The organism is Rhodanobacter sp. Root179 (assembly GCF_001428465.1).
Classification (GTDB): domain Bacteria; phylum Pseudomonadota; class Gammaproteobacteria; order Xanthomonadales; family Rhodanobacteraceae; genus Rhodanobacter.
Genome location: NZ_LMHR01000051.1, coordinates 1 through 22,763 on the forward strand (window position 1 = coordinate 1; position 22,763 = coordinate 22,763).

Annotated in this window: 29 protein-coding genes and 1 pseudogene; 20 read left to right on the top strand and 10 right to left on the bottom strand. The window is 67.5% G+C overall.

The window, feature by feature from the left end; translation table 11 throughout:
- Both ASD82_RS03550 and ASD82_RS03555 read right to left on the bottom strand, forming a co-directional pair.
- A pseudogene (locus ASD82_RS03550) lies at nt 1–286 on the bottom strand (sugar O-acyltransferase); the annotation flags it as partial.
- Nucleotides 271–708, bottom strand: a complete 438-nt coding sequence (locus ASD82_RS03555; protein ID WP_056715508.1) for an FdtA/QdtA family cupin domain-containing protein — start codon at nt 706–708, stop codon at nt 271–273. The pseudogene ASD82_RS03550 and the gene ASD82_RS03555, both read right to left, overlap by 16 nt.
- Nucleotides 709–953: 245 nt before the next feature.
- Between ASD82_RS03555 and ASD82_RS03560 the strand changes: the two genes are divergently transcribed.
- From ASD82_RS03560 to ASD82_RS03580, 5 genes are all read left to right on the top strand, one after another.
- Nucleotides 954–2,312: a hypothetical protein gene (locus tag ASD82_RS03560; protein ID WP_056715513.1), complete on the top strand. Its 1,359-nt coding sequence runs from the start codon at nt 954–956 to the stop codon at nt 2,310–2,312.
- A gap of 122 nt (nt 2,313–2,434) precedes the next feature.
- On the top strand, nt 2,435–3,259 hold the full coding sequence (locus ASD82_RS03565) for a hypothetical protein (protein ID WP_235580625.1): 825 nt from the start codon (nt 2,435–2,437) through the stop codon (nt 3,257–3,259).
- A gap of 76 nt (nt 3,260–3,335) precedes the next feature.
- Nucleotides 3,336–3,920 carry a sigma-70 family RNA polymerase sigma factor gene (locus ASD82_RS03570; RefSeq protein ID WP_056715517.1) on the top strand — a complete coding sequence of 195 codons (585 nt, stop codon included), beginning with the start codon at nt 3,336–3,338 and terminating at the stop codon, nt 3,918–3,920.
- Nucleotides 3,917–4,567 carry a hypothetical protein gene (locus ASD82_RS03575; RefSeq protein WP_056715519.1) on the top strand — a complete coding sequence of 217 codons (651 nt, stop codon included), beginning with the start codon at nt 3,917–3,919 and terminating at the stop codon, nt 4,565–4,567. Before ASD82_RS03570 ends, ASD82_RS03575 begins: the two co-directional genes overlap by 4 nt.
- Entirely contained in the window at nt 4,564–5,868 is a 1,305-nt protein-coding gene (locus ASD82_RS03580) for a S8 family serine peptidase (RefSeq protein WP_056715522.1), read from the top strand. Before ASD82_RS03575 ends, ASD82_RS03580 begins: the two co-directional genes overlap by 4 nt.
- Nucleotides 5,869–5,964: 96 nt before the next feature.
- On the opposite strand, the gene ASD82_RS03585 is transcribed toward ASD82_RS03580, so the two are convergent.
- The 3 genes from ASD82_RS03585 to ASD82_RS17600 all read right to left on the bottom strand — a co-directional run bounded on the left by ASD82_RS03585 (nt 5,965) and on the right by ASD82_RS17600 (nt 7,624).
- Nucleotides 5,965–6,837: a YihY/virulence factor BrkB family protein gene (locus ASD82_RS03585; RefSeq protein WP_056715525.1), complete on the bottom strand. Its 873-nt coding sequence runs from the start codon at nt 6,835–6,837 to the stop codon at nt 5,965–5,967.
- A gap of 34 nt (nt 6,838–6,871) precedes the next feature.
- On the bottom strand, nt 6,872–7,357 hold the full coding sequence (locus tag ASD82_RS03590) for a YetF domain-containing protein (RefSeq protein WP_056715528.1): 486 nt from the start codon (nt 7,355–7,357) through the stop codon (nt 6,872–6,874).
- Between the two features lie 105 nt (nt 7,358–7,462).
- Nucleotides 7,463–7,624 carry a hypothetical protein gene (locus ASD82_RS17600; protein ID WP_157599173.1) on the bottom strand — a complete coding sequence of 54 codons (162 nt, stop codon included), beginning with the start codon at nt 7,622–7,624 and terminating at the stop codon, nt 7,463–7,465.
- A 162-nt stretch (nt 7,625–7,786) separates the two neighbouring features.
- On the opposite strand from ASD82_RS17600, the gene ASD82_RS03595 reads away from it, so the two are divergent.
- Nucleotides 7,787–8,659: a DUF72 domain-containing protein gene (locus ASD82_RS03595; protein WP_056715532.1), complete on the top strand. Its 873-nt coding sequence runs from the start codon at nt 7,787–7,789 to the stop codon at nt 8,657–8,659.
- Nucleotides 8,660–8,668: 9 nt separating this feature from the next.
- On the opposite strand, the gene ASD82_RS03600 is transcribed toward ASD82_RS03595, so the two are convergent.
- Nucleotides 8,669–9,052, bottom strand: a complete 384-nt coding sequence (locus ASD82_RS03600) for a hypothetical protein (protein ID WP_056715535.1) — start codon at nt 9,050–9,052, stop codon at nt 8,669–8,671.
- 199 nt (nt 9,053–9,251) lie between these two features.
- Here ASD82_RS03600 and ASD82_RS03605 point away from each other — a divergent pair, with 199 nt between their 5' ends.
- Nucleotides 9,252–9,725, top strand: a complete 474-nt coding sequence (locus tag ASD82_RS03605; protein ID WP_056715537.1) for a hemerythrin domain-containing protein — start codon at nt 9,252–9,254, stop codon at nt 9,723–9,725.
- A 214-nt stretch (nt 9,726–9,939) separates the two neighbouring features.
- Nucleotides 9,940–10,299 (top strand): response regulator, encoded by a 360-nt coding sequence (locus ASD82_RS03610; RefSeq protein ID WP_056715540.1) that lies wholly within the window; start codon nt 9,940–9,942, stop codon nt 10,297–10,299.
- Nucleotides 10,300–10,321: 22 nt separating this feature from the next.
- Here ASD82_RS03610 and ASD82_RS03615 read toward each other — a convergent pair whose 3' ends face one another.
- The gene (locus tag ASD82_RS03615; RefSeq protein WP_255357987.1) at nt 10,322–13,450 is read right to left on the bottom strand and encodes a PAS domain S-box protein; all 3,129 of its coding nucleotides are present in this window, start codon (nt 13,448–13,450) and stop codon (nt 10,322–10,324) included.
- 185 nt (nt 13,451–13,635) lie between these two features.
- Here ASD82_RS03615 and ASD82_RS03620 point away from each other — a divergent pair, with 185 nt between their 5' ends.
- The 6 genes from ASD82_RS03620 (at nt 13,636) to ASD82_RS03640 (ending at nt 17,422) form a co-directional block, all read left to right on the top strand.
- Nucleotides 13,636–14,412, top strand: coding sequence for a DUF72 domain-containing protein (locus ASD82_RS03620; RefSeq protein ID WP_056715546.1), 777 nt, complete (start codon nt 13,636–13,638; stop codon nt 14,410–14,412).
- A gap of 102 nt (nt 14,413–14,514) precedes the next feature.
- Nucleotides 14,515–15,255, top strand: a complete 741-nt coding sequence (locus ASD82_RS03625) for a DNA-formamidopyrimidine glycosylase family protein (RefSeq protein WP_056715549.1) — start codon at nt 14,515–14,517, stop codon at nt 15,253–15,255.
- Nucleotides 15,256–15,312: 57 nt separating this feature from the next.
- The gene (locus ASD82_RS03630) at nt 15,313–16,221 is read left to right on the top strand and encodes a cation diffusion facilitator family transporter (protein ID WP_235580627.1); all 909 of its coding nucleotides are present in this window, start codon (nt 15,313–15,315) and stop codon (nt 16,219–16,221) included.
- A 109-nt stretch (nt 16,222–16,330) separates the two neighbouring features.
- Entirely contained in the window at nt 16,331–16,810 is a 480-nt protein-coding gene (locus tag ASD82_RS03635; protein WP_056715552.1) for a YetF domain-containing protein, read from the top strand.
- Nucleotides 16,811–16,835: 25 nt separating this feature from the next.
- Nucleotides 16,836–16,994 carry a hypothetical protein gene (locus ASD82_RS18030; RefSeq protein WP_157599174.1) on the top strand — a complete coding sequence of 53 codons (159 nt, stop codon included), beginning with the start codon at nt 16,836–16,838 and terminating at the stop codon, nt 16,992–16,994.
- Nucleotides 16,994–17,422, top strand: coding sequence for an alpha-ketoglutarate-dependent dioxygenase AlkB (locus ASD82_RS03640; protein ID WP_157599175.1), 429 nt, complete (start codon nt 16,994–16,996; stop codon nt 17,420–17,422). Before ASD82_RS18030 ends, ASD82_RS03640 begins: the two co-directional genes overlap by 1 nt.
- Nucleotides 17,423–17,446: 24 nt before the next feature.
- Here the strand turns inward: ASD82_RS03640 and ASD82_RS03645 are convergent, their stop codons facing one another.
- Nucleotides 17,447–17,659, bottom strand: coding sequence for a hypothetical protein (locus tag ASD82_RS03645; protein ID WP_056715555.1), 213 nt, complete (start codon nt 17,657–17,659; stop codon nt 17,447–17,449).
- Between the two features lie 417 nt (nt 17,660–18,076).
- Here ASD82_RS03645 and ASD82_RS03650 point away from each other — a divergent pair, with 417 nt between their 5' ends.
- From ASD82_RS03650 to ASD82_RS03665, 5 genes are all read left to right on the top strand, one after another.
- Entirely contained in the window at nt 18,077–18,265 is a 189-nt protein-coding gene (locus ASD82_RS03650) for a hypothetical protein (protein WP_056715608.1), read from the top strand.
- A gap of 86 nt (nt 18,266–18,351) precedes the next feature.
- Nucleotides 18,352–19,734 (top strand): cation:proton antiporter, encoded by a 1,383-nt coding sequence (locus ASD82_RS03655; RefSeq protein ID WP_056715558.1) that lies wholly within the window; start codon nt 18,352–18,354, stop codon nt 19,732–19,734.
- A gap of 204 nt (nt 19,735–19,938) precedes the next feature.
- Complete coding sequence (locus tag ASD82_RS18155) at nt 19,939–20,070, top strand: hypothetical protein (protein ID WP_255357483.1); 132 nt, start codon at nt 19,939–19,941, stop codon at nt 20,068–20,070.
- Between the two features lie 176 nt (nt 20,071–20,246).
- Nucleotides 20,247–20,915 (top strand): DUF4142 domain-containing protein, encoded by a 669-nt coding sequence (locus ASD82_RS03660; protein ID WP_056715560.1) that lies wholly within the window; start codon nt 20,247–20,249, stop codon nt 20,913–20,915.
- Entirely contained in the window at nt 20,916–21,113 is a 198-nt protein-coding gene (locus ASD82_RS03665) for a hypothetical protein (RefSeq protein ID WP_056715563.1), read from the top strand.
- Here the strand turns inward: ASD82_RS03665 and ASD82_RS03670 are convergent.
- Nucleotides 21,095–21,721, bottom strand: coding sequence for a GIY-YIG nuclease family protein (locus ASD82_RS03670; protein ID WP_056715566.1), 627 nt, complete (start codon nt 21,719–21,721; stop codon nt 21,095–21,097). The two genes, ASD82_RS03665 and ASD82_RS03670, sit on opposite strands and share 19 nt — an antisense overlap.
- Nucleotides 21,722–21,855: 134 nt before the next feature.
- Here ASD82_RS03670 and ASD82_RS03675 point away from each other — a divergent pair, with 134 nt between their 5' ends.
- The gene (locus ASD82_RS03675) at nt 21,856–22,440 is read left to right on the top strand and encodes an NAD(P)H-dependent oxidoreductase (RefSeq protein WP_235577817.1); all 585 of its coding nucleotides are present in this window, start codon (nt 21,856–21,858) and stop codon (nt 22,438–22,440) included.
- A gap of 31 nt (nt 22,441–22,471) precedes the next feature.
- Here the strand turns inward: ASD82_RS03675 and ASD82_RS03680 are convergent, their stop codons facing one another.
- A complete protein-coding gene (locus ASD82_RS03680) occupies nt 22,472–22,705 on the bottom strand; it encodes a hypothetical protein (protein WP_056715573.1) in 234 nt (77 codons plus the stop codon).
- Nucleotides 22,706–22,763: the final 58 nt, after the last annotated feature.

Below are 22,763 nucleotides of genomic sequence, written 5' to 3' on the forward strand. Positions count from 1 at the left end.
GGGGGGGGAGCCGATAGCCGCGGCGCTTCATGTCGAGGTAGAGGCGGGTGCGCAGGCGGTTGAGCTGGCTGGAGGGGACGGCGACAAACACGTCCACCTCGGCCGGCGGGTAATCCGCCTCGAGTGTTTCGAAGGCCACCACGGGACGCCCTGCCAGCGTCGGCTGCGCCAGGTAGTCGCGCTCGACACTGAAGGCCACCACGTCGTGGTCGCTGTCGTGCTCGAAGTATTCGCAGGCGATCTGCGCGAACTCGCCCGCGCCGATGAGGACTAGCGGCCTTGGCATGCCGTCATGCCCTCCAGCTGCGCGGCGCCGTTGACCTCGCGCTGAAAGTCGCCGTAGTCGGTGATGTAGTCGTCCGGGTCGTACGGATGGTCGGCCAGCACCATCAGCACGCAGTCGTCGCTGAAATCGTACAGCTCGCGCCACACCATGCTGCCCAGCAGCAGGCCGCGCGCGGGGTCGTCCAGCACGACCTCCGCCACGCCGTTGCCATCGTCCAGCAGGAAGGTCACCGATCCGCGTACTGCCACCGCCAGCTGGTTGAGGTGGCGGTGCGCGTGCCGGCCACGATGCACGTCGCGCCCGGTGGCGAAGATGTAGTACACGCGGCGGATCGCGAACGGCACGTTGCCGTCCTGCTCCAGCGCGACGAGCATGCCCCGGCTGTCGCCATGTTTGTGCAACTGGACACACTGGATTTCCATGTTTCAGGCCCGGCTGCAAATCATGGGATGACGACTTACATCGCTGAGTGCCGCCTGGCCGGACAAAGGTTGCGTGGTGCAACGATGGCGCGAACGACGACGCCTTGCCGACGCCGGCGCAACCTTTCGCGGCCGGCTCGGCACTTACCCGCATTCCTGCAGCGCGGCTGGCATGACCGGGGCGCCGGCGCTGACGGGCACATGACGCTTCGTTCATCGCCGTCCGATCACGACAAGGAAATCCCATGCTGCCTTTCCTGAACCGACCTGCGAACCGCCGTCCCCTGAACCCGTGGCTGTGGCACGGCCTCGCGCTGTTGCTGCTGGTCGCCGGCAACAGCGCGCAGGCGACTCCCTCGTTTGCCCGGCAGACCGGTTACGTCTGCGCGGTCTGCCACGCCAGCGCCTACGGCGGCGGCGACAACGGCCCGGCGCTGACGCCGACCGGCATGCGCTTCAAGATCAACGGCTACACCGAGGCGAACATCCCCGGTGCACTGCCGCTGGCCGCGCAGCTCACGCTGGCGCACACCAACCCTGCCCGCGGCGAGGACCGGACCCGGCTGACGGAAGCCGACATCTACCTGGCCGGACGACTGACCGATCATGTCGGCGGCTTCGTCAAGATCGAGACCGACAATGTCGGCGGCGGCAAGTACAACACCAAGCTGAGCAACCTCGACCTGCGCTTCGTCACCAAGTCGCTCAAGCTCGGCGGCAAGGACCTGACGCTCGGCGTGAGCGTCAACAACAACCCGGGCTTCAACGATCCGCTCGCCGTCCTGCCAGCTGCTTCGACGCTGGGCCCGCCGGGAGTCACCGGCACCCTGCTGAATCTTTCCAGTCCCGCCGCCCCGGCCAACCACGTGATCGGCGCCACGGTCTACGCCCTGTATGACTCGAACTGGTATGGCGAAGTCGGCACCTACAACTCGCTGCAGCCGTCGGTGCAGGATCGCCTGGGCTATTCCCTCGGCAGCGACCCGGGCCGGCTCAGCGACACCGGGTATTTCCGCTTTGCCTACATGAAGGAATTCAAGACCCAGTTCTTCTCCGCCGGCGTGGTCGGCTTGTCGACCCGCCGCCAGCGTCCGCGCCTGGGGCCGGCCGACGACATCACCGACCTGGGTTACGACCTGAGTTACCAGTACCTGGGCAACCGGCAACACATCGTGCAGCTCAGCTACGTGAACATCTTCGAGAAGCGCGATTACGGCAGCACGCCGCCCAGTCCGGTGGTGCCGGGCCTGCTGGCGCTGTCGCACGGCGACGCCCGCGACCAGATCGCCACCGCCATCTATACCTTCAAGCAGAGCTACGGCATCGCCGTGTCCCACATGGTCAGCACGGGCTCGCGCGATCCCGCCCGTTACATCCCGTATGGCAGCCCGGACACCACCAGCAATCTCGTCAGCGTGTTCTGGGTGCCTTTCGGCAAGGAGTCCTTCAACTCGCTGGCCAATCTGAGGATCTACGGCACCTGGTTCCGCTTCAGCCGGTTCAACGGCGCCGGCACGAACATCTTCGGTGCGCCGCCCGGGGCGCCGGCGACCAACGCCAGGGACCTGGACGCCTTCACGATTTCCGTGAGCGCGGCGTTCTGAAGGGCGCGGGCGACACCGGCGGGACATCCAGCGCTCGCAAATCGGTTATAAGGCAGGCATGCCCCGGTGGTGCGGCAAGACCATCGGAGGCATCCCTGCCCGGTCGAGCGAATGACGAGACGATGTGGTTCAAACGCATGCAGCCCGATGCTCCTGCTGCCACGCGCCGCGACCACGCGCGTTCGCGGCACGGCCCTGCCGTCAGCGGCTCCGCCCGCAGCCGGGCGGGTCTGCTTGTCCTGGCCATCGTCGCCTGCCACCCCACGCCGGCGCATGCCGGGTCGTCCGCCACGAACGGCACGATCGCGCTCAGTTCGCAGCTGGTCGACCGCGGCCTGGCGATCACGCCGGCCACGCCCATCATCCAGGCGGCCGTTTCGTGGGCGTCGCCGGCGGGCTGGTCACTGGGCCTGTCCGGCAGTACCGAACTGCGCTCGCCACGACGCATCACCCAGAGCCTGCTGCAGGGCTCGCGCTCCTGGTCGCTTTCCGGCGACTGGCAGATGCAGGCCAGCTTGCTCTATTACCGCCACTCCGGCGACGCCCGTTCGACCGCCTACGACCGCGGGGAGGCGGGGATCAACTGGCTCTACCGCGACACCCTGACCTTCGGCGTGTCGGCCATCCGCCTCATCGGCGCGGGCGACCGCCGGACGCGTGCGGCCGCCGACCTCGATGTCCACTGGCCGCTGACGGAACACCTGTTCCTTTCCGGCGGCGCCGGCGTGGCGCACGTTCCGCCGGTGCGTTACAGCTACAGCCGCTACCGGCACTACCGCTACCACGATCGCGAAGGCTTCTACCGCTACGGCCATGTCGGCCTGATGTGGGTTGACGGGCCATGGCGGGTCGAACTTGATCGCGTCGCCACGGATCTGGAGTCGTCGCGCTCGACGCCGGACCCCGGCGCATCGCCCTGGATGGCCACCATCTCGCGATCCTTTTGATGCGACGGCAACCTTTTGGGGCTGAAACGTCACCTACGCACTGACCGACCGGGGTCCGACCGCAAGCTGCGAAGCCATGAACGACGCTGATACCGATGCCGACACCGCCGACCGCATGCTGCTCCAGCGCATGGCGGCGGGCGACCGCGCCGCGCTGGCGGTGCTCTACCGCGGCTACCACGGCAGGCTGTGCCGCTTCCTGTCGCGTCTGACGCGGCGCGCCGATGTCATCGAGGAAGTCATCAATGACTGCTTCTGGATCGCCTGGCAGAAAGCGGACAACTTCCACGGCGACTCGCGGGTTTCCACCTGGATCATGGGCATCGCGTATCGCTGCGGCCTGAAGGCCCTGCGCCAGCATGGCGACGAACCCGTCGCGGACGACGCGGTGCCGGAAGACCGCGTCCCCGCCCACAACCCGGATGAGGACCGCGAGCTGCGCGACTGGCTGGGCAAGGGACTCGTCCACCTGTCGGTCGACCAGCGCGTCGTGATCGAACTGGTCTACGGCGTGGGACACTCGCTGGACGAGGTGGCCGCCATCATGCAGTGCCCGGTCGGCACGGTGAAGGCGCGGCTGTTCCATGCGCGCGTGAAGTTGCGCAACGTGTTGCCCTCCCTGGCTGGCGACTCGCCGATACGTGAAGAGAGCGTGCCATGATGTTCCAGACAAATTCCGGCCGGGACTGCGCCCGCGCCTGGGAAGCCATGCCCTGGGTACTGCAGGGCAGCGCCCCGCAGGAACAGGGTGAATCACTGATGAGCCACCTGGTGCATTGCGAGGCGTGCCGCACCGAGTTTGCGCGGCAGAGCCGGCTGCAGCTGGCGCTGTCGCTGCCCTCGGACATTCCGCTGGACGCCAACGTGGGACTGAAGCACCTGCTGGGTCGCCTGGATGCGCCCGCCCCGCTGGAAGCGCCCGCCCGCTCGCGCACCGCAGGCTGGCTGACCCGCGCCCTGGTCGCCGCCGTGCTGGTCCAGGCGATCGGCCTCGGTGCGCTGGGCATGCGACTGTGGTCCGAAGACGCCAGCCCCCGCTACCGCACGCTCAGCGAATCGCCCGTGCCCGGCACGCCGGGCTCGATCGCAGCGGGCTCCATCCACGTCGTGCCCGACGCCGGCATGAAGCTCGCCGACTGGGATGCGTTGCTGCATGCCCTTGGCCTGCAGGTGGTCGCCGGTCCCAATGAGGTCGGCGCCTATACGGTCGTGCCGCGAGGCCCGAACTCGACCCGGCAGCACGTGCTGCAGCAGCTGCGCGCCACCCGCGGCATCCGCCTGGCCGAACCGGTGACCACCACGCCATGAAATGCGGCGTCCTGGTCCTCGCTGCCGCGATGGCCCTGAGTGCCTGCGCGCGCCTGCCGTCGGTGGCGTCGGCCGGCGATCACGCCGCTCCGGGCCGCGCCACGCTGGCCAGCGTGTCTACCATGGACAGCCAGCGCGACATCGTGCTGGCGGTGGCCAATCCGCTGGCGCCGCCTGCCACGCACGCGGGTTCCAGCCTGCTCGGTTACCTGCCATCGGCGAACTACGGGATCGGCCAGCGGGCGGCATCGACCCTCGCGGCGCTGAAGAAGATCTATGGCTGGCAGGAGGTGACCGGCTGGCCGATCAAGGCGCTGGACGTGTACTGCATCGTGCTGACGCCGCCCCCCGGCATGTCCCGCGACACGCTGCTCAAGGCGCTGGCCGCGGACGCCCGGGTGCGACTCGCCCAGCCGCTGCAAAGCTATTCGACCTACGCCGACCCGCCGCCACCGGATGCCCGTCGATACAACGATCCCTACGCCGACCTGCAGCGCGGCTTCGTCGAGACCGATGCCGCCGTTGCGCACAACCTCAGCCGCGGCGACGGGGTTCGTGTCGCGATCATCGATACCGGCGCCGACCTGGCCCACCCCGACCTGCAGGGGCGCATCGGCGACACGCAGAACCTGGTCGACGCGGACCGCACGGCGTTCGACCGCGACAACCACGGCACCGAAGTCGCCGGGGTGATCGCCGCCACCGCCGACAACCACCGGGGCATCGTGGGGATCGCGCCCGGCGCGGTACTGAGCGTCTACAAGGCCTGCTGGTATCCGCCGGTGCCCGGCGCGGGCGCCCGCTGCAACACCTTCACCCTGGCCAAGGCGCTGGCGGCGGTAATCGACACCGATACGCGCATCATCAACCTGAGCCTGGGCGGCCCCGCCGATCCCCTGCTCGACGAATTGCTGAGCCGTCTGCTCGAGCAGGGCCGCATCGTGATCACGGCGATGCCGCCGGACGGCAACGTCGGCGGATTTCCCGACCGCGCGACGGGCGTCATCGTGGTGCGCACCAGCCGTGCGACGGAGGCGCCGCCCGGCGTGCTGAGCGCCCCGGGCAGCGACATCCTCACCACCCAACCCGGCGGCGGCTACGACTTCACCTCCGGCTCGTCGATGGCGGCGGCACATGTCAGCGGCATCACCGCCCTGCTGCTGGCGATGGCCCCCGCGCTGGATGCACGTTCGGTCCACGACCTGCTGCTGCAGAGCAGCCGCGTTTCCGACGGCATGCTCCAGGTGAATGCGGCGGCGGCCATGGCGCGCCTGCGCGAGAGGCGGAAAGCCGGCCGCTGACCCGGACCGCCACATCAGCGAGGCCGTGATCTTGCGCCCCGCGCGTCGTGTCGCCTGCGGGCATCTTCGCCGGCACCCACGGATGGACACCACGGCTCAGCCGCTGCGTATTTCCCTGTCGTTCGAACGTTCCGCCTGCTGCTCGGGCCGCGCCTTTTCGCCGCGGGCGGCGGACAGTCCGTGGGTGAGTTCGGCGCCCATCAGCACGATGGTCGAGGCGTAGTAGACCCAGGTGAGCAACACCACCAGCGCGCCCGCCGGCCCGTAGGCGCCGCCCACGCTGGCGTGGCGGATGTACAGGTCGATCGCGTACTTGCCGGCGATGAACAGCACGGTGGTCAGCAAGGCGCCGCGCCAGGCATCCGCCCACGCGATGCGCGCATCGGGCAGGACGCGATACATCGCGCCGAACGCCGCGATGAACACCAGCAGCGAAATCACCTGCTCGGCGATGCTCCAGATCCACGAATCCGTCGGCACGAAGAAGCGGATCAGCGTGCTGACCACGAACGACACGATCAGCAGGAAGGTGACGCCGACCAGCAGCGCGATCGCCCGGGCGCGCGCCCACAACCAGGCGGTGATGGCCTTGCCGGGGCGAGCCTGGACATCCCAGATGACGTTGAGCGCGCCCTGCAACTGGGCGAAAACCACCGAGGCACTGAACAGCGTGATCAGCAGGCCCACCACCCCGGCGACGTTGCCCAGCGTCGGCCTGGACTTCGCGTTCTGCAGCACCAGGGTGATCGCGCCGGCGGCCTTTGCGCCCAGTATCCCGGCCAGCCCGTCGGTCAGCTGTTGCTGCCACTCCGGCCGCAACGCGGCCAGCAGCCACAGCAACAACACGATCAGCGGTGCGAACGACAGCGCGGAGTAAAACGCGATGGCCGCCGCACGGGTCAGCAGCGCGTCGTCGCCGATCCCTCCGATCGTCTTGCGCAGGATGCTGGCCAGTCGCGACAGCTGCATGGACTTCCCCGGTGGTTGACCGTTGGCGGCGCGTCTACGCAGAGCGCTTCTTCTTCAGCACGCTGAAGGAGCCGTCGCTTTCCAGGTACATCGCCCTGACCTCGTCGAGCCGCTCGACGTCGGACAGCCGCAACTGCGCTTCGATCTCCTGCTCGGTGAGGTTTTCGCGGCGCATGTTGCCGCGCTGCAGGCGACCGTGGCGGATCATGAGCACCGGCGGTGCGTCGGTCAGCCGCGAGATCAGCGCGTAACGGCAACCCAGGTAATCCAGCAGATAGTTCCAGCAGACCAGGGTGGCGATCAGGGTCGCGCCGTCGGCCACCGTCTGGCCGTCGCCGATCATGGCGTTCTGCGCCGCGTCGCCCAGCAGCACCACGAACAGGATGTCCGCGATCCCGGCCGATCCCGCGTTGCGGCGCAGGACGAAGCGGAAGATCACGAACAGGAACCAGTACATCAGGCTGCCCCGGACCAGTATCTCCAGGGGCGACATGCTGAACGCGAGAAAGGACATGTTCATCGGTCTGTCCACGGATGGACGCGAGTTCGTGCGGCCCCACGCGGGCATCCGGCGGCCACGGTCACGGCCGGAAGCCTGAAGCGAATACCGGCGGGCATCGACGGATCAACCCGCACCGGTCTTGCGGCGGGACTCGCTGTCGATGCCCTGCTGGTCTTCGCGGACCTCGCGGTCGCGCTCTTTCTGGTTGGGGGCGTCCTTCTTCGCGACATCGTCGTCGTTGCGATCGCCGTCGCCATGCCTGCGGTTTCGAACCGGCTCGACCATGTCTGCGCTCTCCTGCCGAAAGCTGCACCTTGCACGCGGTCGCATCAAGAAAGGGTGACCACAAACCGTCCCCCGATCCGGTACCCGGCACCACCCGTCTTCATCATCGAACCACGGCCGGCGCGGTAGCGTCATCGCCCATCGATGACTTGTGGAAGCTCCATGGCCAGACTGCGCATCGGCATTTCCGGCTGGCGCTACGCGCCATGGCGTGGAAGGTTCTATCCGCAGGAGCTGCCGCAGCGACTGGAACTCCAGTACGCCTCACGCCAGCTCGACACCATCGAGATCAACGGTTCGTTCTATTCGCTGCAGCGCCCCGACAGCTGGCGCAGCTGGTATCGCGACACGCCGCCCGGTTTCGTCTTCGCCGTGAAGGCGCCGCGCTTCATTACCCACGTGCGCCGGCTGCGCGAGGTGGACAAGCCCCTGGCCAATTTCTTTGCCTCCGGTGTGCTGGAGCTGCGCCAGAAACTGGGACCGCTGCTGTGGCAGTTTCCGCCGAACCTGAAATACGACCACGGGCTGTTCGATGCCTTCCTGGCCTCGCTGCCGCGCGACAGCCAGTCCGCCCTGCGACTGGCCAGGCAACACGACCATCACGCCCGCTTCGTCGGCGACCTCTCGCCACGACGCAATCACCGCCTTCGGCACGCCATCGAAATACGCCACGACAGCTTCAGCAATCCTGCCTTCATCGCCCTGTTGCGCAGGCATCGCGTGGCCCTGGTGGTCTCCGACGCGGCCACGACGTGGCCCCAGCTGCATGACCTGACCGGCGGCTTCGTCTACATGCGCATGCATGGCGACCAAGTCCTCTATTCCAGCGGCTATTCCGATGCCGCGCTGGACGAATGGGCCCGACGCATCCGCGCATGGATGAGCGGCGGGCAGTTCGCCGACGACAGCCATCGCGCCAGCAGCACGCCCCCATCGCCGCGGAAGTCGCGCGACGTGTACTGCTACTTCGACAACGACGCCAAGGTGAAGGCGCCGTTCGACGCGATGAAGCTGCGCCGGCGGCTGCAGGCCTGACAGCCGCCTTCAGCGCACCGTGAAGCGCTCGCCGTACTTGTCGGCGTGGGCGATCAGATAGGCGTTGAAGAACTCCTGGTCGCTGTAGCCCTCGCCCCGTATCCGTTCCAGCAGGTCCGGGTCCATCTGGGAGCGGATCTGTGCCAGATCATGGCGGCGTCCTTCATGGATGATGCCGTGAGCTTCGGTGGCGCCCGTCGCCTCGACCTCGGGCACCTTCGCCGGCACGAAGGGCGAAACCGGATCGCTGGCCGGGAAGGTTTCTTCCAGCGCCTCGTCCTGGTTGTCGCTTTCCCTGGCCTTGCGTTGCGCACGCATGGCCGGCGTTTCCGGCGCGGCCGGGGTGTCCTTGCAATCGGGATGTGCCGGATCTTTGCGGTCATGACTGGACATGGGCGTCTCTGCTGCGGGAGGGGATCGCAGCGTGCCGGCCGGGCGGTTAAGTCCCGATGTGCGTTCTGTCTAGAGCATGTGCCGACCAACCTGCGCAAACGGAAAGCCCCGCGCCGGCGTGACGCCGTCTGCGCAAACCTTGCACGACCCATTCACCGGCGGGTGGGCATTGTCGGCTTTCCCCCAACCGGAGCTCCCCATGGACGCGATCACCCTGCTGAAGAACGACCACGATGCGGTGGAAAAGCTGCTCGAGGAACTGGCGCAAAGCACGCCCCGCGGCGTCAAGAAGCGCACCGAACTGCTGGAGAAGATTCGGGTGGAGCTGAAGGCCCACACCACCATCGAGGAAGAGATCTTCTACCCCGCATTCAAGGCCCGCGGCGACCAGTCCGATGACGACAAGATGTACTTCGAGGCGCTGGAGGAACACCGGGCCGCCGGCGACCTGGTGCTGCCCGATCTGCTGGCCACGCCCGTGGGCAACGAGAAGTTCTCCGGACGCGCCAAGGTGCTCAAGGAGCTGGTGACCCATCACGCGGACGAGGAAGAGAAGGAGATGTTCCCCCGTGCGAAGAAGTTGCTCGACAAGGCGACCCTGGCGTCGCTTGGCGAAAAGATGGCGATGCGCAAGGCCGAGCTGGTCAAGCAGTTGAAGTCGGATCGGGGATGAACCCTTCCCACCGCGTCTGATGGATCGCGTGGTGCCGTCGATGGCCTTCAGCACCGTTCGTCCGCTTTCCCCTGGCTACCCGACGACCCGATGACCGCGCCGATGACCGCAGCGGCGCGAACCCATCGCGCAATTCCGCCCGGCATGATCAGCATTCCGTTTTCCTCGGGAAGGCTTACACTCGTCAGGAAATGCACGAGCGCTGGGGCCGGGGATGATGTCGTTCGAAAAAGGAAAGCGGATCCTCGTGGTCGAGGACGATCCCGTCGTTGCCATGGTGGTGGAAGACAGCTTGCGCGACATGGGGTTGGAGGTGTTCGTCGACCTCTCGCTCATCGACGCGCTGGGCGACATCGAGAGCACCGACTTCGATGCGGCGCTGCTCGACGTGGGGTTGCGTGGCGAGACCGCGCATCCGGTGATGCTCGCGCTGCAGCAGCGGAGCGTGCCATTCATGGTGATGTCGGGCGGCGACCTGCAGGCACTGGCGGTGGAGTTCCCCGGCGTCCGGATGATGTCGAAGCCGCTGGACATGAAGTCGCTGTGCACGGCCGTGCAGGATCTGCTGGCCTGATCCGCTGGGTGGCCGTCGGCGTTTAGCTGACTGACGGCCCATGCGATTCAGAGCAGACCCCTGTCCGGGAATCCCCCAGCATCCTGCGCAGCCGGCTGGCCAGCGCCTCGACGGTGAACGGCTTGGTGATCAGCTCCATCCCCGCGGCAAACCCTTCGGATGCCGAGGCGTCGGACGCGTAGCCGGTCATCAGCAGGACTTTGAGGTCGGGCCGCAGGGCCCGCGACGCATCGGCCAGGGCCCGACCGTTCATGCCGGGCAGGCCGATGTCGGAAATCAGCAGGTGGACGTCTTCGCAGGACCTCAGCGCGGCCAGCCCTGCTTCGCCGTCGGCGGCCTCCAGCACCATGTAGCCCAGTTGATGCAGCACCTCGACCACCACGTGGCGCACCACCTCTTCATCCTCCACCACCAGCACGATCTCGCCATGGCCGGGCGTGGCCGGCGCGTGCCGTGTCGCCGGTGAGGTTTCCTGCCCGGCCTCGTCCAGGTGATACGGCAGATACAGCACCACGGTGCTGCCCTGGCCCGGCGTACTGCGGATGTCGCAGTAGCCGTTTGACTGCCGCGCAAACCCGTACACCATCGACAGGCCCAGTCCCGTACCCTGGCCCACCGCCTTGGTGGTGAAGAAGGGCTCGAACGCGCGGTCGATCACCTCGGGACTCATGCCGGCGCCGGTGTCGACGACCTCGATGCAGATGTAGCGGTCGCTGTTCACTTCGTGCCACTGGCGCGTCTTGACGTCATCGACGGTCACGTTGCGCGAGCGGATGATCAGCCGGCCACCCTCGGGCATCGCGTCGCGGGCATTGATCGACAGGTTCAGTACGGCGCTTTCGAGCTGGTTGGGGTCGCACAGCGTCGGCCACAGGTCGGGCGCCAGATCGAATTCCAGGCCGATCTGTTCACCCAGAGTGCGTTGCAGCAGGTCGGCCATCGACAGCATCAGCGGATTGGCCTGTACGGGTCGCGGGTCCAGTGGCTGGCGGCGCGAAAAGGCCAGCAGCCGATGGGTCATTGCCGCCGCGCGGTTGGCCGAGTTCAACGCGCCATCGACGAAACGCGTCACCTCGCCCGTCCTGCCCGCATCCACCCGCAGCTGGATCAGGTCGAGCGAACCGATGATCCCCTGCAGAAGATTGTTGAAGTCGTGGGCAAGCCCGCCGGTCAGCTGGCCCACCGCCTCCATCTTCTGCGCCTGGCGCAGTTGCGCCTCGATCAGCACCTTCTCACTGAGGTCGCGGATGAAGATGTTGGTGCGGTAGCCCTGGTGCAGGGACAGCGAGCTGACGCTGATCTCCACCGGAATCCTGCGACCATCACGACTGACCATCTCGATCGGCCGCACGGCCGCGCCCGAGGCACCACGCGCGGACGGCGAGCGCAGGCTGTCCTCGAAACGCTGGCGGTCCGGCTCCGCCACCACCAGGGCGGACAGTGGCTGACCGATGGCCTGTTCCCGCTGCCAGCCGAACAGGCTTTCCGCGCGCGGATTCCAGCGGACGATCAGGCCGCCCTCGTCCAGTTGCGCGAAGCCGTCCAGCGCGGTGTCGATCACGCCGCGAGCCAGGTATTCGCTTTCCACCAGCGCCGTCTCGGCCTGCATCCGCTCGGTGACGTCGCGGGTGATCTTGGCAAAACCGATCAGTCTGCCGCCGTCGTGGATCGGATCGACCACCACGTTGGCCCAGAAGCGGCTGCCATCCTTGCGCACGCGCCACCCTTCCGCGTTGTAGCGTCCTTCGCGGCGGGCGGTCTCCAGGGCGGCCGCCGGCATGCCCCTGGCGCAATCCTCGGGCGTGTAGAAGCGGGAGAAATGCGTACCGATGACCTCCTCGGCGGTGTATCCCTTGATGCGTTCGGCGCCTGCGTTCCAGTTGGTGATCACGCCCTGCGGATCGAGCATGTAGATCGCGTAGTCGATCACGCTGCCCACCAGCAGGGCGAAATTGCGCTCGCTGCGATGCAGGTTCATCGACGTCGTTTCCGCCACCCGGATGCGTTCGGACACGCGCTGTTCCAGCCGGGCGTTGCGCCCCTGCAGGGCTTGCTCGGCTTCCTTTTGTCCGGTGACGTCGAGCAGCATGTTCACGCCGCCGCTGAGGCTGCCGTCGTCATCGAACAGCGGCGTGGGGTAAGTCGCCAGCGTGAGCCGGCTGCCATCGGACCGTTCGGCCACCACCATCTCGCCGTGCAACGGCCGTGCCTCGCGGAGCGCGATGGCCATCGGATACTGCTCTTGAGGCAGCGGCGTGCCGTCCAGTCCGGAAAGCTTCCACGAGGCCGCCCAGTTCTCGCCCAGCGAGGGGCGCCATCCGGCGAGATCGATCGCCGCCTCGTTGAAGAAGGTGAGCCTGCCTGCGGCATCGGTGGTGTAGACCGCCACCGGCAGGGCCTGCAGCACCTGGCCGGAAAACTGCTCGCGCTTGCGGATCGTCCGGCTCAGCTGCTCCTGCCCGGAGACGTCGACAGTGAAGCAGCGCGAGTGGACGAACTGGCCATCGGCAAAGCGGCCGCTGGAGCTGATCTGCACGTGCCGCACGCGACCGTCCGCACCCACCAGCCGGGCCGGATACCGGTCCACCGATTCACCCGCGCGAACCCGTTCGAGCAGCCGGGCCAGGTGGTCGCCGTCGGCATCGAACTCGCCCAGCTTGTGGCCCACGTATTCGTCGCGCCGGTAGCCAAGCAGGTCCAGTTCCGTCCGGTTCGCGCGCAGTATCGTGCCGTCCGCCGCGACCAGGCGCAGCCCCACCGCGCCGTTCTCGAAAAGGTCCTCCGCATCGTCGCTGGCGCGAGCCAGCTGGAAGCACTTCAGCAGAACGCCGGAAGGAAGCTCGCCGCCCATCACGGCCGACACGCTGAGCGAAGCGCGCAGTCGCTCGCCGGCGGCGGCTTCCAGCACGATGTCGATGTCATCCGCAGCATCGCTGGCCTGTGCTGCATGCGGCGATGCCCCGGCCGCGGTCCACAACGCGTGGTCGCTGCCGCCGATCCGCAGGGCATCACCCCACAGCCGGGCGGCCTTCGCATTGCAGGCAAGCACCACGCCGCTGCCATCGCACAGATAGGCAGGCATCGGCATCGCCTCCAGCAATGCCTGGAAAGATCCGGTGAAATCCCCGCCCGCGGCAACCGTCCCAGCCATTCGGATAACCCCATGCCCATGTTTCATGCTTGTCGATCCGATTCGAAGACTCACCCACGGCGTGGTGTCGCCGGGTCGCGCGAGGCATTCACGACCCTCTCACGCGGCGTCTTCAATCTTCGATCTTCAACTATAACGCCCGCCCTTCGCGCCCCGCCAAGCATGCTGCCGTGACTGTTCACACGATGTGTCGACCCGAGCTGTTGATCGGCTGCGCCGGCTGGTCGATCCCTGCCGCCCACGCCGATCGCTTCCCCGCGGGAAGCAGCCATCTCGAACGCTATGCGCAGCGCTTCAACTGCGTGGAGATCAATTCGTCGTTCTATCGCCCGCATCGACCGGCCACATGGCGTCGCTGGGCGGCCAGCGTGCCGCGGGATTTCCGTTTCGCGGTGAAGATGCCCCGCACCATCAGCCATGAAGCCCGCCTGCGCCACGCCGAACCGGCATTGCGGGATTTTCTGGCTCAGGTCGATGAGCTCGGCGTGAAGCTGGGTTGCCTGCTGCTGCAATTGCCGCCAAGCCTCGTCTACAAGCCGCTGGAGGTGCTGCCGTTCCTCGATCAGCTGAGGCGCCTGCACGCAGGCCCGGTGGCCTGCGAGCCGCGGCATCCGTCGTGGTTCCATCCTGCCGTGAGCCGCGCCTTGCGCGAACGCGGCGTCGCGCGGGTGGCCGCCGATCCCGCCCGGCACCCTCGCGCTGCCGTGCCGGCGGGCGATCGCCGTCTGCAGTATTTCCGTCTGCACGGCTCGCCGCGGATCTATTACGACGCGTATTCCGAAGCGGCCCTGCGCCGGATCGAGCGCCGCCTGCGACGCCCCGACCCGGAGCCTGCCCGGCACTGGTGCATCTTCGACAACACGGCACTGGGTCACGCGGTAGCCAACGCGCTGGAGCTGAGGTCGCGACTGGGCGATGCCACGGACGTGAGCACGTCCGCGCGTGTACCGGACGTGCGATAGAAGAAAGCCACAGGAAGTGGTTTTCTTCACAGGCTCCGGGCGCTTCACCTTTCCTGCTCGTTGCCCGTTGCACGATGGCCATCCTCATGTGCGGAAGCATCGATGCCGGAAGGTCCTTCCATCGTCATCCTGCGCGAACAGTCAGCCGCGTTCGCCGGGCGCACCATCCGGCGCGCCACCGGCAACGCGAAGATCGACCTGCAGCGCCTGCCCGGTCGCCGGGTGCTGGCCTTGCGCAGCTTCGGCAAGCAGTTCCTCGTCGAGCTGTCCGGCGAGCTGAACGTGCGCGTCCACCTGCTGATGTTCGGCAGCTACCGCATCGACGAAGAACGGGACATCGCGCCGCGACTCGGCCTGGGTTTCGACGAGGGTGAGCTGAACTTCTACAACTGCTCGGTGCGTCTGCTGGAGGGCAGGCTCGACGAGTTGTACGACTGGCGCGGTGACGTGATGTCGGAGCACTGGGACCCGAAACTGGCCAGGGCGAAGCTGCGCGCCATGCCGCACACCCTGGTGTGCGACGCCCTGCTCGACCAGACCGTGTTCGCCGGCGTCGGCAACATCATCAAGAACGAGGTGCTGTTCCGCATCCGCGTCCACCCGCTTTCCACCATCGGCGCGCTGTCGCCGTACAAGCTGGCCCAGCTGGTGGAGCAGGCCCGCGTCTACGCCTTCGAATTCCTGGCCTGGAAAAAGGCCTTCGTGCTGGCCAGGCACTGGCTGGTGCACAACCGCGGGCGTTGCCCGCGCCACGACATTCCGCTGCAGCGCGCGTACCTGGGCAAGACCCATCGTCGCAGTTTCTTCTGCCTGCGCTGCCAGAAGCTGTACACGGACGACTGACCGGTGCCCGCGTCCGGCTCGCACAAGGTGGTCCTTGTCGCCCTGGGCGGCAACCTGATGATCGCGATCGCCAAGTTCGTGGCTGCCGGAATCACCGGCAGCTCGGCGATGCTCAGCGAAGGCGTGCATTCGCTGGTCGACACGGTCAACGAATTGCTGCTCCTCTACGGCTTGCGCCGCGCGGCGCGGCCAGCGGATCGCACCCACCCGTTCGGCTATGGCAGGGAGCTGTATTTCTGGAGTTTCATCGTGGCCCTGCTGGTGCTGGCGATGGGCGCGGGCGTGTCGTTCTACGAGGGCGTGATGCACATCCGCCAGCCCGAACCGGTCGCACGGCCGCTGATGAATTACCTGGTGCTGGCGGTGTCGTTCGTGTTCGAAGGCAGCTCGTGGTGGGTGGCGCTGCGCGAGTTCCGCGCGCGCAAGGGCAGGCTGGGCTACTTCGAGGCGTTCCGCCTCAGCAAGGACCCCGCGACGTTCACTGTGCTGCTGGAAGACAGCGCGGCCTTGCTGGGCCTGCTGGTGGCGCTGGCCAGGCTGGTCAGCGCGCAACTGCTCGCCCAGCCCGTGCTGGATGGCGTCGCCTCGATCGGCATTGCTGCCGTGCTGTCGCTGTCGGCGCTGCTGCTGGCCCGCGAAACCAAGGGACTGCTGATCGGCGAACCCGCCCATCCGGTGGTGGGCGAGGCGATTCTCGCCATCGCGGCGGGCGACGCCGGCGTGCGTTGCGCCAACGGCGTGCTGACCGTGCAGATGGGGCCGAGCCAGGTGGTCGCCACGCTGAGCGCCGAGTTCGAGGATGCGCTGACCACGCCGCAGATCGAGGCCTGCATCAACCGCATCGAGAAGCAGGCCAAGCAGGCCCACCCGGAAATCGTCTCGCTGTTCATCAAGCCGCAGACCGCCGAAACCTGGCGCACGCGGCGCCACATGATCGAGGCCGAAGGCCGGCACCGGGCCCCGTGAAGCAAGCACCACGCCGATAGCACCAACGCACGCCCTGCCGTTTCTTCACACTGCCTGGCGCCATCGCGGCGGTAGCCTCGTGCACCCGTGGCCCGCAGGAGTCGGTTCGATGAATTCGCTGATGCACTTGTCCATGCCGTGGTGGCATTTCGCGCTGCGTGGCGCGGCGGTCTATCTCATCCTGCTGTGCCTGCTGCGCCTGGCCGGCAAGCGCTCGTTCGGCGAGATGTCGGCCTTCGACGTGGTGGTGCTGATCCTCGTCGGCGGAACGATGCGCACTTCCATCATCGGTTCGGATACCTCCTTCCTCGGCGGCATCATCGCGGTGGCCAGCATCCTGGCGGTCGATCGCGGCCTGGCCTGGATATGCACGCGCAGCGCCCCGCTCAATCGCCTGGTCGAAGGCTGGCCGTCGATCCTTGCCCGCAACGGCCAGCGCAGCCCGGAAGCCCTGCGCCGCTGCAATCTGCCCGAAGCGGCGTTCGAACGGGCACTGCATGCCGCGGGGCTGGAGAACGAAGCCACCGTCATCACCGCGCGACTCGAACCCAATGGGCGGATCACCCTGATCCGCGAGCACCAGTCGTGATCACCGGAATAGCGAGCACGCCGTCATGGCGCAACTGGGCCTGTTCGACCGTGGCCCGCAACGGCTGCTGGACGACGCCAGCGGTCGCATCGTGCTCACCCCGGAGCTGGTGGATGGGGAGACTGCGGGGCGCTGGTTCGAGCAACTGCAGACCGGCGTGCAGGGAAGGGCGGGACGCGACTGATGTACGAGCGCGAGGTGGACGTACCGCGCCTGCGAGCCCATTTCCGGCTGAACGATCCCGCACTGCCCAAGGCGCTGCAGGAGGCTCGCGACGTGACGACCGCCGCGGTCGGCGCGCCGTTCGACAGCGTGGGACTCAACCTCTATCGCGATGAACGCGACAGCGTCGCGCCGCACAACGACAAGCTGGCCGACCTGATGCGCGGCGAGCCGATCGCCCTGCTCTCGCTGGGCGCCACGCGCCGCCTGACCGTGCGGGCCAGGCAGCCGCCGCGCCGGGTGCTGCACATCGACCTGGAAGCCGGCAGCCTGCTGGTGATGAGCTGGGACACCCAACTGCACTATGACCACGCGATTCCCAAGCAGCGCACGCCGGTGGGTCCGCGCATCAGCCTGGCTTTCCGCGTGCGCGGCGAGCACCTCGCGTGAGGCGCCATCCGCCAGCGCCCGCATCTAGCGTTCAACTTGCTTCGCGCGTTCGCCTTGCTTCGCGGCTGGTTGCTTCGTGGCCGGGCGCCGCCGCGGGATGCGGCGAGAGGCGTCCGTGTCCGCTGCGTCGGGCAGGTGTTTCTGCCATTCGAGCGGCTCGGGCATCGGCGGATGATGGCCGTCCAGAACCGGCGGAACCGAGGACGGCGAATGGCTGCGTGTGGGGTCGGCTTTCATGTCGATACTCCGCGTGGCTAGGTTTCGAAACCATCGATGCGCGGCCGCGGCGGAACAGCGCCGGGAGCGCGGGGACCGGATCACGCACGGGTGGGCGGTTGCGGCGGATCGGCCGGTGGATCAGGCGGCGGCACTTCGGGCTCGGCCGGGGCCTGGGGCGAGGGTTCGCTGGGATCGGGATAGGTGGGCGGCGGCGGATCGGGCGGCCGGTACTCTGGATCGCCTGTTGTGTTGGCGGCCACGGCTGCGGCTGGACGGTATGGATGCATGGCCGGTCTCCCGTGCGAGGTGCTGCCGATCCTCGCCTCTTGCGCGCCCAGCCCGCGTGATATTCATGCAATGCCTTCGTGAGTGCCGTCGCCCGAGCCGGCCTCGCGGCTGGATCGAAACTCGGGCATCCGCCATGAGGACTCGCCGATGACTCCGCTGAACAAGCTGCTGCGACGCGAACTGGCGATCGACGATCGCCGTTACACGCTGAGCATCGATCCCGCCGGGCTGAAGCTGGTGGAAAAGGGACACCGCAAGGGCGTGACGCTCGCCTGGAAGGATCTGCTCAACGGGGACGCCGCGCTCGCGGCGGCGCTGAAGGCGTCGCTGTCGTAACGGCGGCTTGCTCTTCGCGCCCGCGTTTGCCGCGAATTTCATGGCGGGGAAGACATGCTCATGCGGCACCCTCGACTGGCCGCTCCATGAACCTGCTTGGCTGGACCGCATCCATCGGATTCCTCCTGTTGCTGATGTCGCTGGCGTCGGGCTGGATCAGGCATCTGCCGGTGACCACCTTCAGCCTGTACCTCGCCGCCGGCATCGTGGCCGGCCCCTGGTGTCTGAAGCTGCTGGACATCGAGCTCACCGCGCACGCGCCCGGCATCGCCCGGCTGACCGAGATCGCGCTGGTGGTGTCGTTGTTCATGACCGGGCTGAAGCTGCGCCTGGGCTTTTCCGATCCGTCCTGGCGCACCGCCGCGCGACTGGCCTTGCCCGCGATGGTGCTGACCGTGGCAGGCGTGGGCATGGTGGCGCACTGGCTGTTCGCGCTGCCGTGGCCACTGGCCATGCTGATTGGCGCGATCCTCGCGCCCACCGATCCGGTGCTGGCCAGCATGGTCGCGGTGGACGACGCCAGCGATCGCGATCGCCTGCGCCTCGCGCTGTCCGGAGAGGCGGGCCTGAACGACGGCACCGCCCTGCCCTTCGTGGTGCTGGCCTTGCTGTTGCTGGGCGACCATGGCTCGGCCACCGCGCTGGGAAAATGGCTGGGTCAGGACTTCGCCTGGCCGCTGGCCGGCGGCCTGAGCATCGGTTTTGCGCTGGGCTGGCTCATCGGCTGGATCGGCGTGCGGATGAAGACCGCCAGCGCGGATGTCACGCCGAATGATGTTCTGGCGCTGGCCCTGATGGCGCTTTCGTATGCCGCGGCCACGGCGCTGTCAGCCTCGGGTTTCCTGGCCGCCTTCGCCGCGGGACTCGGCCTGCGCCACGTGGAGCTGCACGTGGTCAGGCGCCACCCGCATCCGGATCCCGGCAAGGACGACGATCGCGGGACGGCAACCCATCCGCCAGCCGAAGTGCTCATCGATCCCCGCCGCCGCAACCCGGAACAGGCACGCAAGCCGGTGGCGTCGATGGGCATGGTGGTATCGGATGCGCTCTCCTTCGGCGATACGCTTGAGCGGCTGATCGCTGCCGCGCTGGTCTTCCTGCTCGGCGCCGCGTTCGCCAACCACTGGCACCCCGCCGCCGCGCTGCTGGCGCTGCTGCTGTTTGCCGTGGTGCGACCGCTGGCGACCTGGCTCGCCACAATCGGTTCGCAGGTCCCCCGTTCGCGACGCCTGCTGATCGGATGGATCGGCATCCGTGGCATCGGCAGCCTGAACTACCTGGCCTACGCCGCCACGCATGGCCTGGGGTCGACTGCGACATCGGTGGTGGCGGAATTCGTGATCACCACGGTGGTGCTGAGCATCGTCCTGCATGGCATCACCACGCCGCCGCTGATGGCGTGGCGGCAAGCCGGCGTGCATGGGCGTTGCGCATCGACGTCTTCCGTGAACATCTCGCGCGAGTCCTGAACGCGGGTGTTTCATCCACGTTCCGGCGACGCTTTGATTGCGATGCAATCTTCATGCGAGCTTGACAATCAGGGGTCAGCTCCATGCTCGCCAGCCGGGTTCTTCTGGTCGAAGACGACGCCGACATTCGCGAGCTCGCTGTGCTGTCGCTGGATCACGCCGCCTATGAGGTGATCGTGGCGGCAGCCGGATGTCGGCGTCCTGATGAGCGACATGCACCTGGGTCGCGGCAAGATGGAAACTTCGTTCATCCGCACGCTGCGCGACGATGGCCTGCGCAGGTCCATCGTGCCCACCTCGGCCAACAGCGAGCCTTCGCCGAAGCGCGCGAGCTGAACGCGACATTCTGCCCAAGCCCTGCGGTCGACAGACTCTGCTGTCGGTGGTGGCCATGGCCAGCGCCAGTGGTATTCGAGGCGCCGCCCGTCATCGTCATTGCACGCAGGCATCACGCCCGCTTCCCGTGGCAAGCGGTTTCATCAACGCTCCCCATGCAAACGAGGAAGCCCATCATGTTGATGCGACCCTTCATGCGAGCGGCGGCTGGCCTGCTGCTGTGCGGCCTTGCCTTCGCCGCCTGCGCACAGTCCGGCCGCGACAAGACCCCACTGGTTGCCAACGCCGCGGACAGCAAGTTCATGACAAGCGCCGCCAGCGATGGCATGGCCGAAGTCGCGATGGGGCAGCTTGCGCTGGAAAAGTCCTCCCAGGCCAGCGTGAAACAGCTGGCCCAACGCATCGTGGACGACCACACCATGGCCAATGACAAGCTACGGGCGTTGGCGCAGGCCAAACAGGTCGCCCTGCCCGCGGCGCCGGGCGACGAGGCGCAACAATCGGCCAGTGCCATGAAGGCGCTCGACGCGAAGAAGTTCGACAAGGCATGGGCCGCGACGATGGTCAAGGATCATCAGAAAGCCGTTGCGCTGTTCACCGCCGAAGCCGGGCGAACGCAGGACCCCGAGGTGCGCGCGTTTGCCCAGGCCACCCTGCCCACGCTGAAGACGCACCTGGAGCTGGCGCGTCAGCTGCAGGATCAGCTGGACATGCCTGCCGCACGGGACGATGCGATGAGCCACCGCGCCGCCATGGACGCCAGCTTCGACCACACTCGCCCGGCTGGCGCCACCACGGCCGCCACCCCCGCGGCGGCCGGCTCGACATCAACCGGGAGCCACTGAATGAACACGACCGACAAGCAGCGTTGCGCCCATCCCGCCTGCACCTGCGCGATTCCCGCCGGTGACGCCTATTGCAGCGAACACTGCCGCAAGCGGGTGGAATCGCCCACCTCCGACCAGTCCTCGGGCTGCCACTGCGGCCACGCCGAATGCCGGGGCAACCAGGCGACGCCGTCGGCTCAGCGCGAGCCGAAATAGTCGGCGCTGCGATACCAGTCCAGCACTTCGACAGGCACCAGCGCGGACAGATCCATGCCAAGCGCTGCGCAGGTGTCCAGCGTATCGCGCAGCGCCGCGGCGCCGCGGCCGCTTCCCGCCATGGCCGGCGCGTTGAAGTATTCGTACTCCAGCGCGTCGAGCATGCGCGCGGACCAACCGAACAGCGCCTCGGCGCGTTCGTCCTGGCGTGCCCGCAGCCACGTGGCCAGCGGCGCGTGCAAGGTGTAGCCCTGCTCGTCGCGCAGCCGGTGCGCCAATGCCTCGGCTTCGGGTGCGATGCCGCGAAACCATTCGGTATACCCCGCCGCGGCCTGGCGCACCACCAGCGGCGCCGGCGCCCGCTGTTCGGCGAACGTGGTGATGAACAGGCGCTCGACCTGGCGGGCCTCGCGCAGGCGTTCGGTGTCGATCAGCAGGCCGCGATCCAGGTCGAAGAACTCGAAGAAGCGCCGATGCAGGGTGCGGAAGCGCTCCAGCGGATCGCGCGAGTAGCCGACCTTGAGGATGTCCTCGTAGCGGCACGGCAGCACGTAAACGAAGGTGCGTCCGCGGCTGACATGACGGGTGGGAGGCGCTTCATCTTCCAAGGGATGTCCTGCTCGCGCGTTCATCGGAGCGTGACAACGCCCGCCCTAGTCTCGGTCGTCATCCCCCAGGCTGCAAGGCAACGATCATGGAAAAACGCGGCGAATCCGCAGCGTCCGGTCTCCGTGCATTCGGCATGAACTGCACGCTCAAGCGTGGTCCGGAAACCTCCTCGACCCAGAAGATCCTCGACCAGGTTCTGCAGGACCTGCACTCGTTCGGCGTCGACATATCCGATACCCGCGTCGTCGACCACGACGTCAGGCCGGGCGTGAAGACCGACGAAGGCGACGGCGACGCGTGGCCTGCGCTGCGCCGCAAGGTGCTGGACGCCAACATCCTGGTGCTCGCCACGCCGATCTGGATGGGCCAGCCTTCCAGCGTGGCCAAGCGCGTGCTGGAACGGATGGACGCGTTCCTTGGCGAAATCGATGAACAGGGGCGCTATCCCACCTTCGGCCGCGTCGCGGTGGTCGCCGTGGTGGGCAACGAGGACGGCGCGCATCACGTGACCGCAGAGCTCTACCAGGCGCTGGCCGACGTGGGCTTCACGATCCCCGGGGGCAGCTCCGCCTACTGGGTCGGCGAGGCGATGGGCAGCGTCAACTACGTCGATCTCGAGAAGACGCCGCCGAAACTCGCCGACACGATCCGCACGCTGGCCTGCAATGCCGCGCATCTGGCGGGCTTGTTGAAGCAACATCCCTACCCGGCACCGTGACGGCTTTGGCGCGCGGCAGCGGCGGCGTTGCTCAGGTGGCATCCGACGGGGAATGACCCGTGTTGGCGTGACCCGTATAAGCGGCCATGTCTGCGTCCCTGCCCGCTTTCACGGGCGGGTCTTTCGGCCGGTCCGGGGGCGTGAGCTCCTGTCCGTCATCGCCTTCCCTGCGCTGCCGCCCCGTGAGCTGGTCCGCCCCGCCCAGGGTATCCCTGCTGTTGCCGGTGTCCGCAGCGCCGGCCTGCGGCAGATTCGTGTTGCCCATGGTGTTTCTCCGTGCGACTGAAAACCAGGGCAAACAGTATGGCGCTCCCGTCGTTGCC

Coding starts and splice junctions, on each gene's coding strand:
- ASD82_RS03555 (WP_056715508.1), bottom strand. CDS start 708: ATGGAAATCCAGTGTGTCCAGTTGCACAAACATGGCGACAGCCGGGGC.
- ASD82_RS03560 (WP_056715513.1), top strand. CDS start 954: ATGCTGCCTTTCCTGAACCGACCTGCGAACCGCCGTCCCCTGAACCCG.
- ASD82_RS03565 (WP_235580625.1), top strand. CDS start 2,435: ATGTGGTTCAAACGCATGCAGCCCGATGCTCCTGCTGCCACGCGCCGC.
- ASD82_RS03570 (WP_056715517.1), top strand. CDS start 3,336: ATGAACGACGCTGATACCGATGCCGACACCGCCGACCGCATGCTGCTC.
- ASD82_RS03575 (WP_056715519.1), top strand. CDS start 3,917: ATGATGTTCCAGACAAATTCCGGCCGGGACTGCGCCCGCGCCTGGGAA.
- ASD82_RS03580 (WP_056715522.1), top strand. CDS start 4,564: ATGAAATGCGGCGTCCTGGTCCTCGCTGCCGCGATGGCCCTGAGTGCC.
- ASD82_RS03585 (WP_056715525.1), bottom strand. CDS start 6,837: ATGCAGCTGTCGCGACTGGCCAGCATCCTGCGCAAGACGATCGGAGGG.
- ASD82_RS03590 (WP_056715528.1), bottom strand. CDS start 7,357: ATGAACATGTCCTTTCTCGCGTTCAGCATGTCGCCCCTGGAGATACTG.
- ASD82_RS17600 (WP_157599173.1), bottom strand. CDS start 7,624: ATGGTCGAGCCGGTTCGAAACCGCAGGCATGGCGACGGCGATCGCAAC.
- ASD82_RS03595 (WP_056715532.1), top strand. CDS start 7,787: ATGGCCAGACTGCGCATCGGCATTTCCGGCTGGCGCTACGCGCCATGG.
- ASD82_RS03600 (WP_056715535.1), bottom strand. CDS start 9,052: ATGTCCAGTCATGACCGCAAAGATCCGGCACATCCCGATTGCAAGGAC.
- ASD82_RS03605 (WP_056715537.1), top strand. CDS start 9,252: ATGGACGCGATCACCCTGCTGAAGAACGACCACGATGCGGTGGAAAAG.
- ASD82_RS03610 (WP_056715540.1), top strand. CDS start 9,940: ATGATGTCGTTCGAAAAAGGAAAGCGGATCCTCGTGGTCGAGGACGAT.
- ASD82_RS03615 (WP_255357987.1), bottom strand. CDS start 13,450: ATGGCTGGGACGGTTGCCGCGGGCGGGGATTTCACCGGATCTTTCCAG.
- ASD82_RS03620 (WP_056715546.1), top strand. CDS start 13,636: ATGTGTCGACCCGAGCTGTTGATCGGCTGCGCCGGCTGGTCGATCCCT.
- ASD82_RS03625 (WP_056715549.1), top strand. CDS start 14,515: ATGCCGGAAGGTCCTTCCATCGTCATCCTGCGCGAACAGTCAGCCGCG.
- ASD82_RS03630 (WP_235580627.1), top strand. CDS start 15,313: ATGATCGCGATCGCCAAGTTCGTGGCTGCCGGAATCACCGGCAGCTCG.
- ASD82_RS03635 (WP_056715552.1), top strand. CDS start 16,331: ATGAATTCGCTGATGCACTTGTCCATGCCGTGGTGGCATTTCGCGCTG.
- ASD82_RS18030 (WP_157599174.1), top strand. CDS start 16,836: ATGGCGCAACTGGGCCTGTTCGACCGTGGCCCGCAACGGCTGCTGGAC.
- ASD82_RS03640 (WP_157599175.1), top strand. CDS start 16,994: ATGTACGAGCGCGAGGTGGACGTACCGCGCCTGCGAGCCCATTTCCGG.
- ASD82_RS03645 (WP_056715555.1), bottom strand. CDS start 17,659: ATGAAAGCCGACCCCACACGCAGCCATTCGCCGTCCTCGGTTCCGCCG.
- ASD82_RS03650 (WP_056715608.1), top strand. CDS start 18,077: ATGACTCCGCTGAACAAGCTGCTGCGACGCGAACTGGCGATCGACGAT.
- ASD82_RS03655 (WP_056715558.1), top strand. CDS start 18,352: ATGAACCTGCTTGGCTGGACCGCATCCATCGGATTCCTCCTGTTGCTG.
- ASD82_RS18155 (WP_255357483.1), top strand. CDS start 19,939: ATGAGCGACATGCACCTGGGTCGCGGCAAGATGGAAACTTCGTTCATC.
- ASD82_RS03660 (WP_056715560.1), top strand. CDS start 20,247: ATGTTGATGCGACCCTTCATGCGAGCGGCGGCTGGCCTGCTGCTGTGC.
- ASD82_RS03665 (WP_056715563.1), top strand. CDS start 20,916: ATGAACACGACCGACAAGCAGCGTTGCGCCCATCCCGCCTGCACCTGC.
- ASD82_RS03675 (WP_235577817.1), top strand. CDS start 21,856: ATGAACTGCACGCTCAAGCGTGGTCCGGAAACCTCCTCGACCCAGAAG.
- ASD82_RS03680 (WP_056715573.1), bottom strand. CDS start 22,705: ATGGGCAACACGAATCTGCCGCAGGCCGGCGCTGCGGACACCGGCAAC.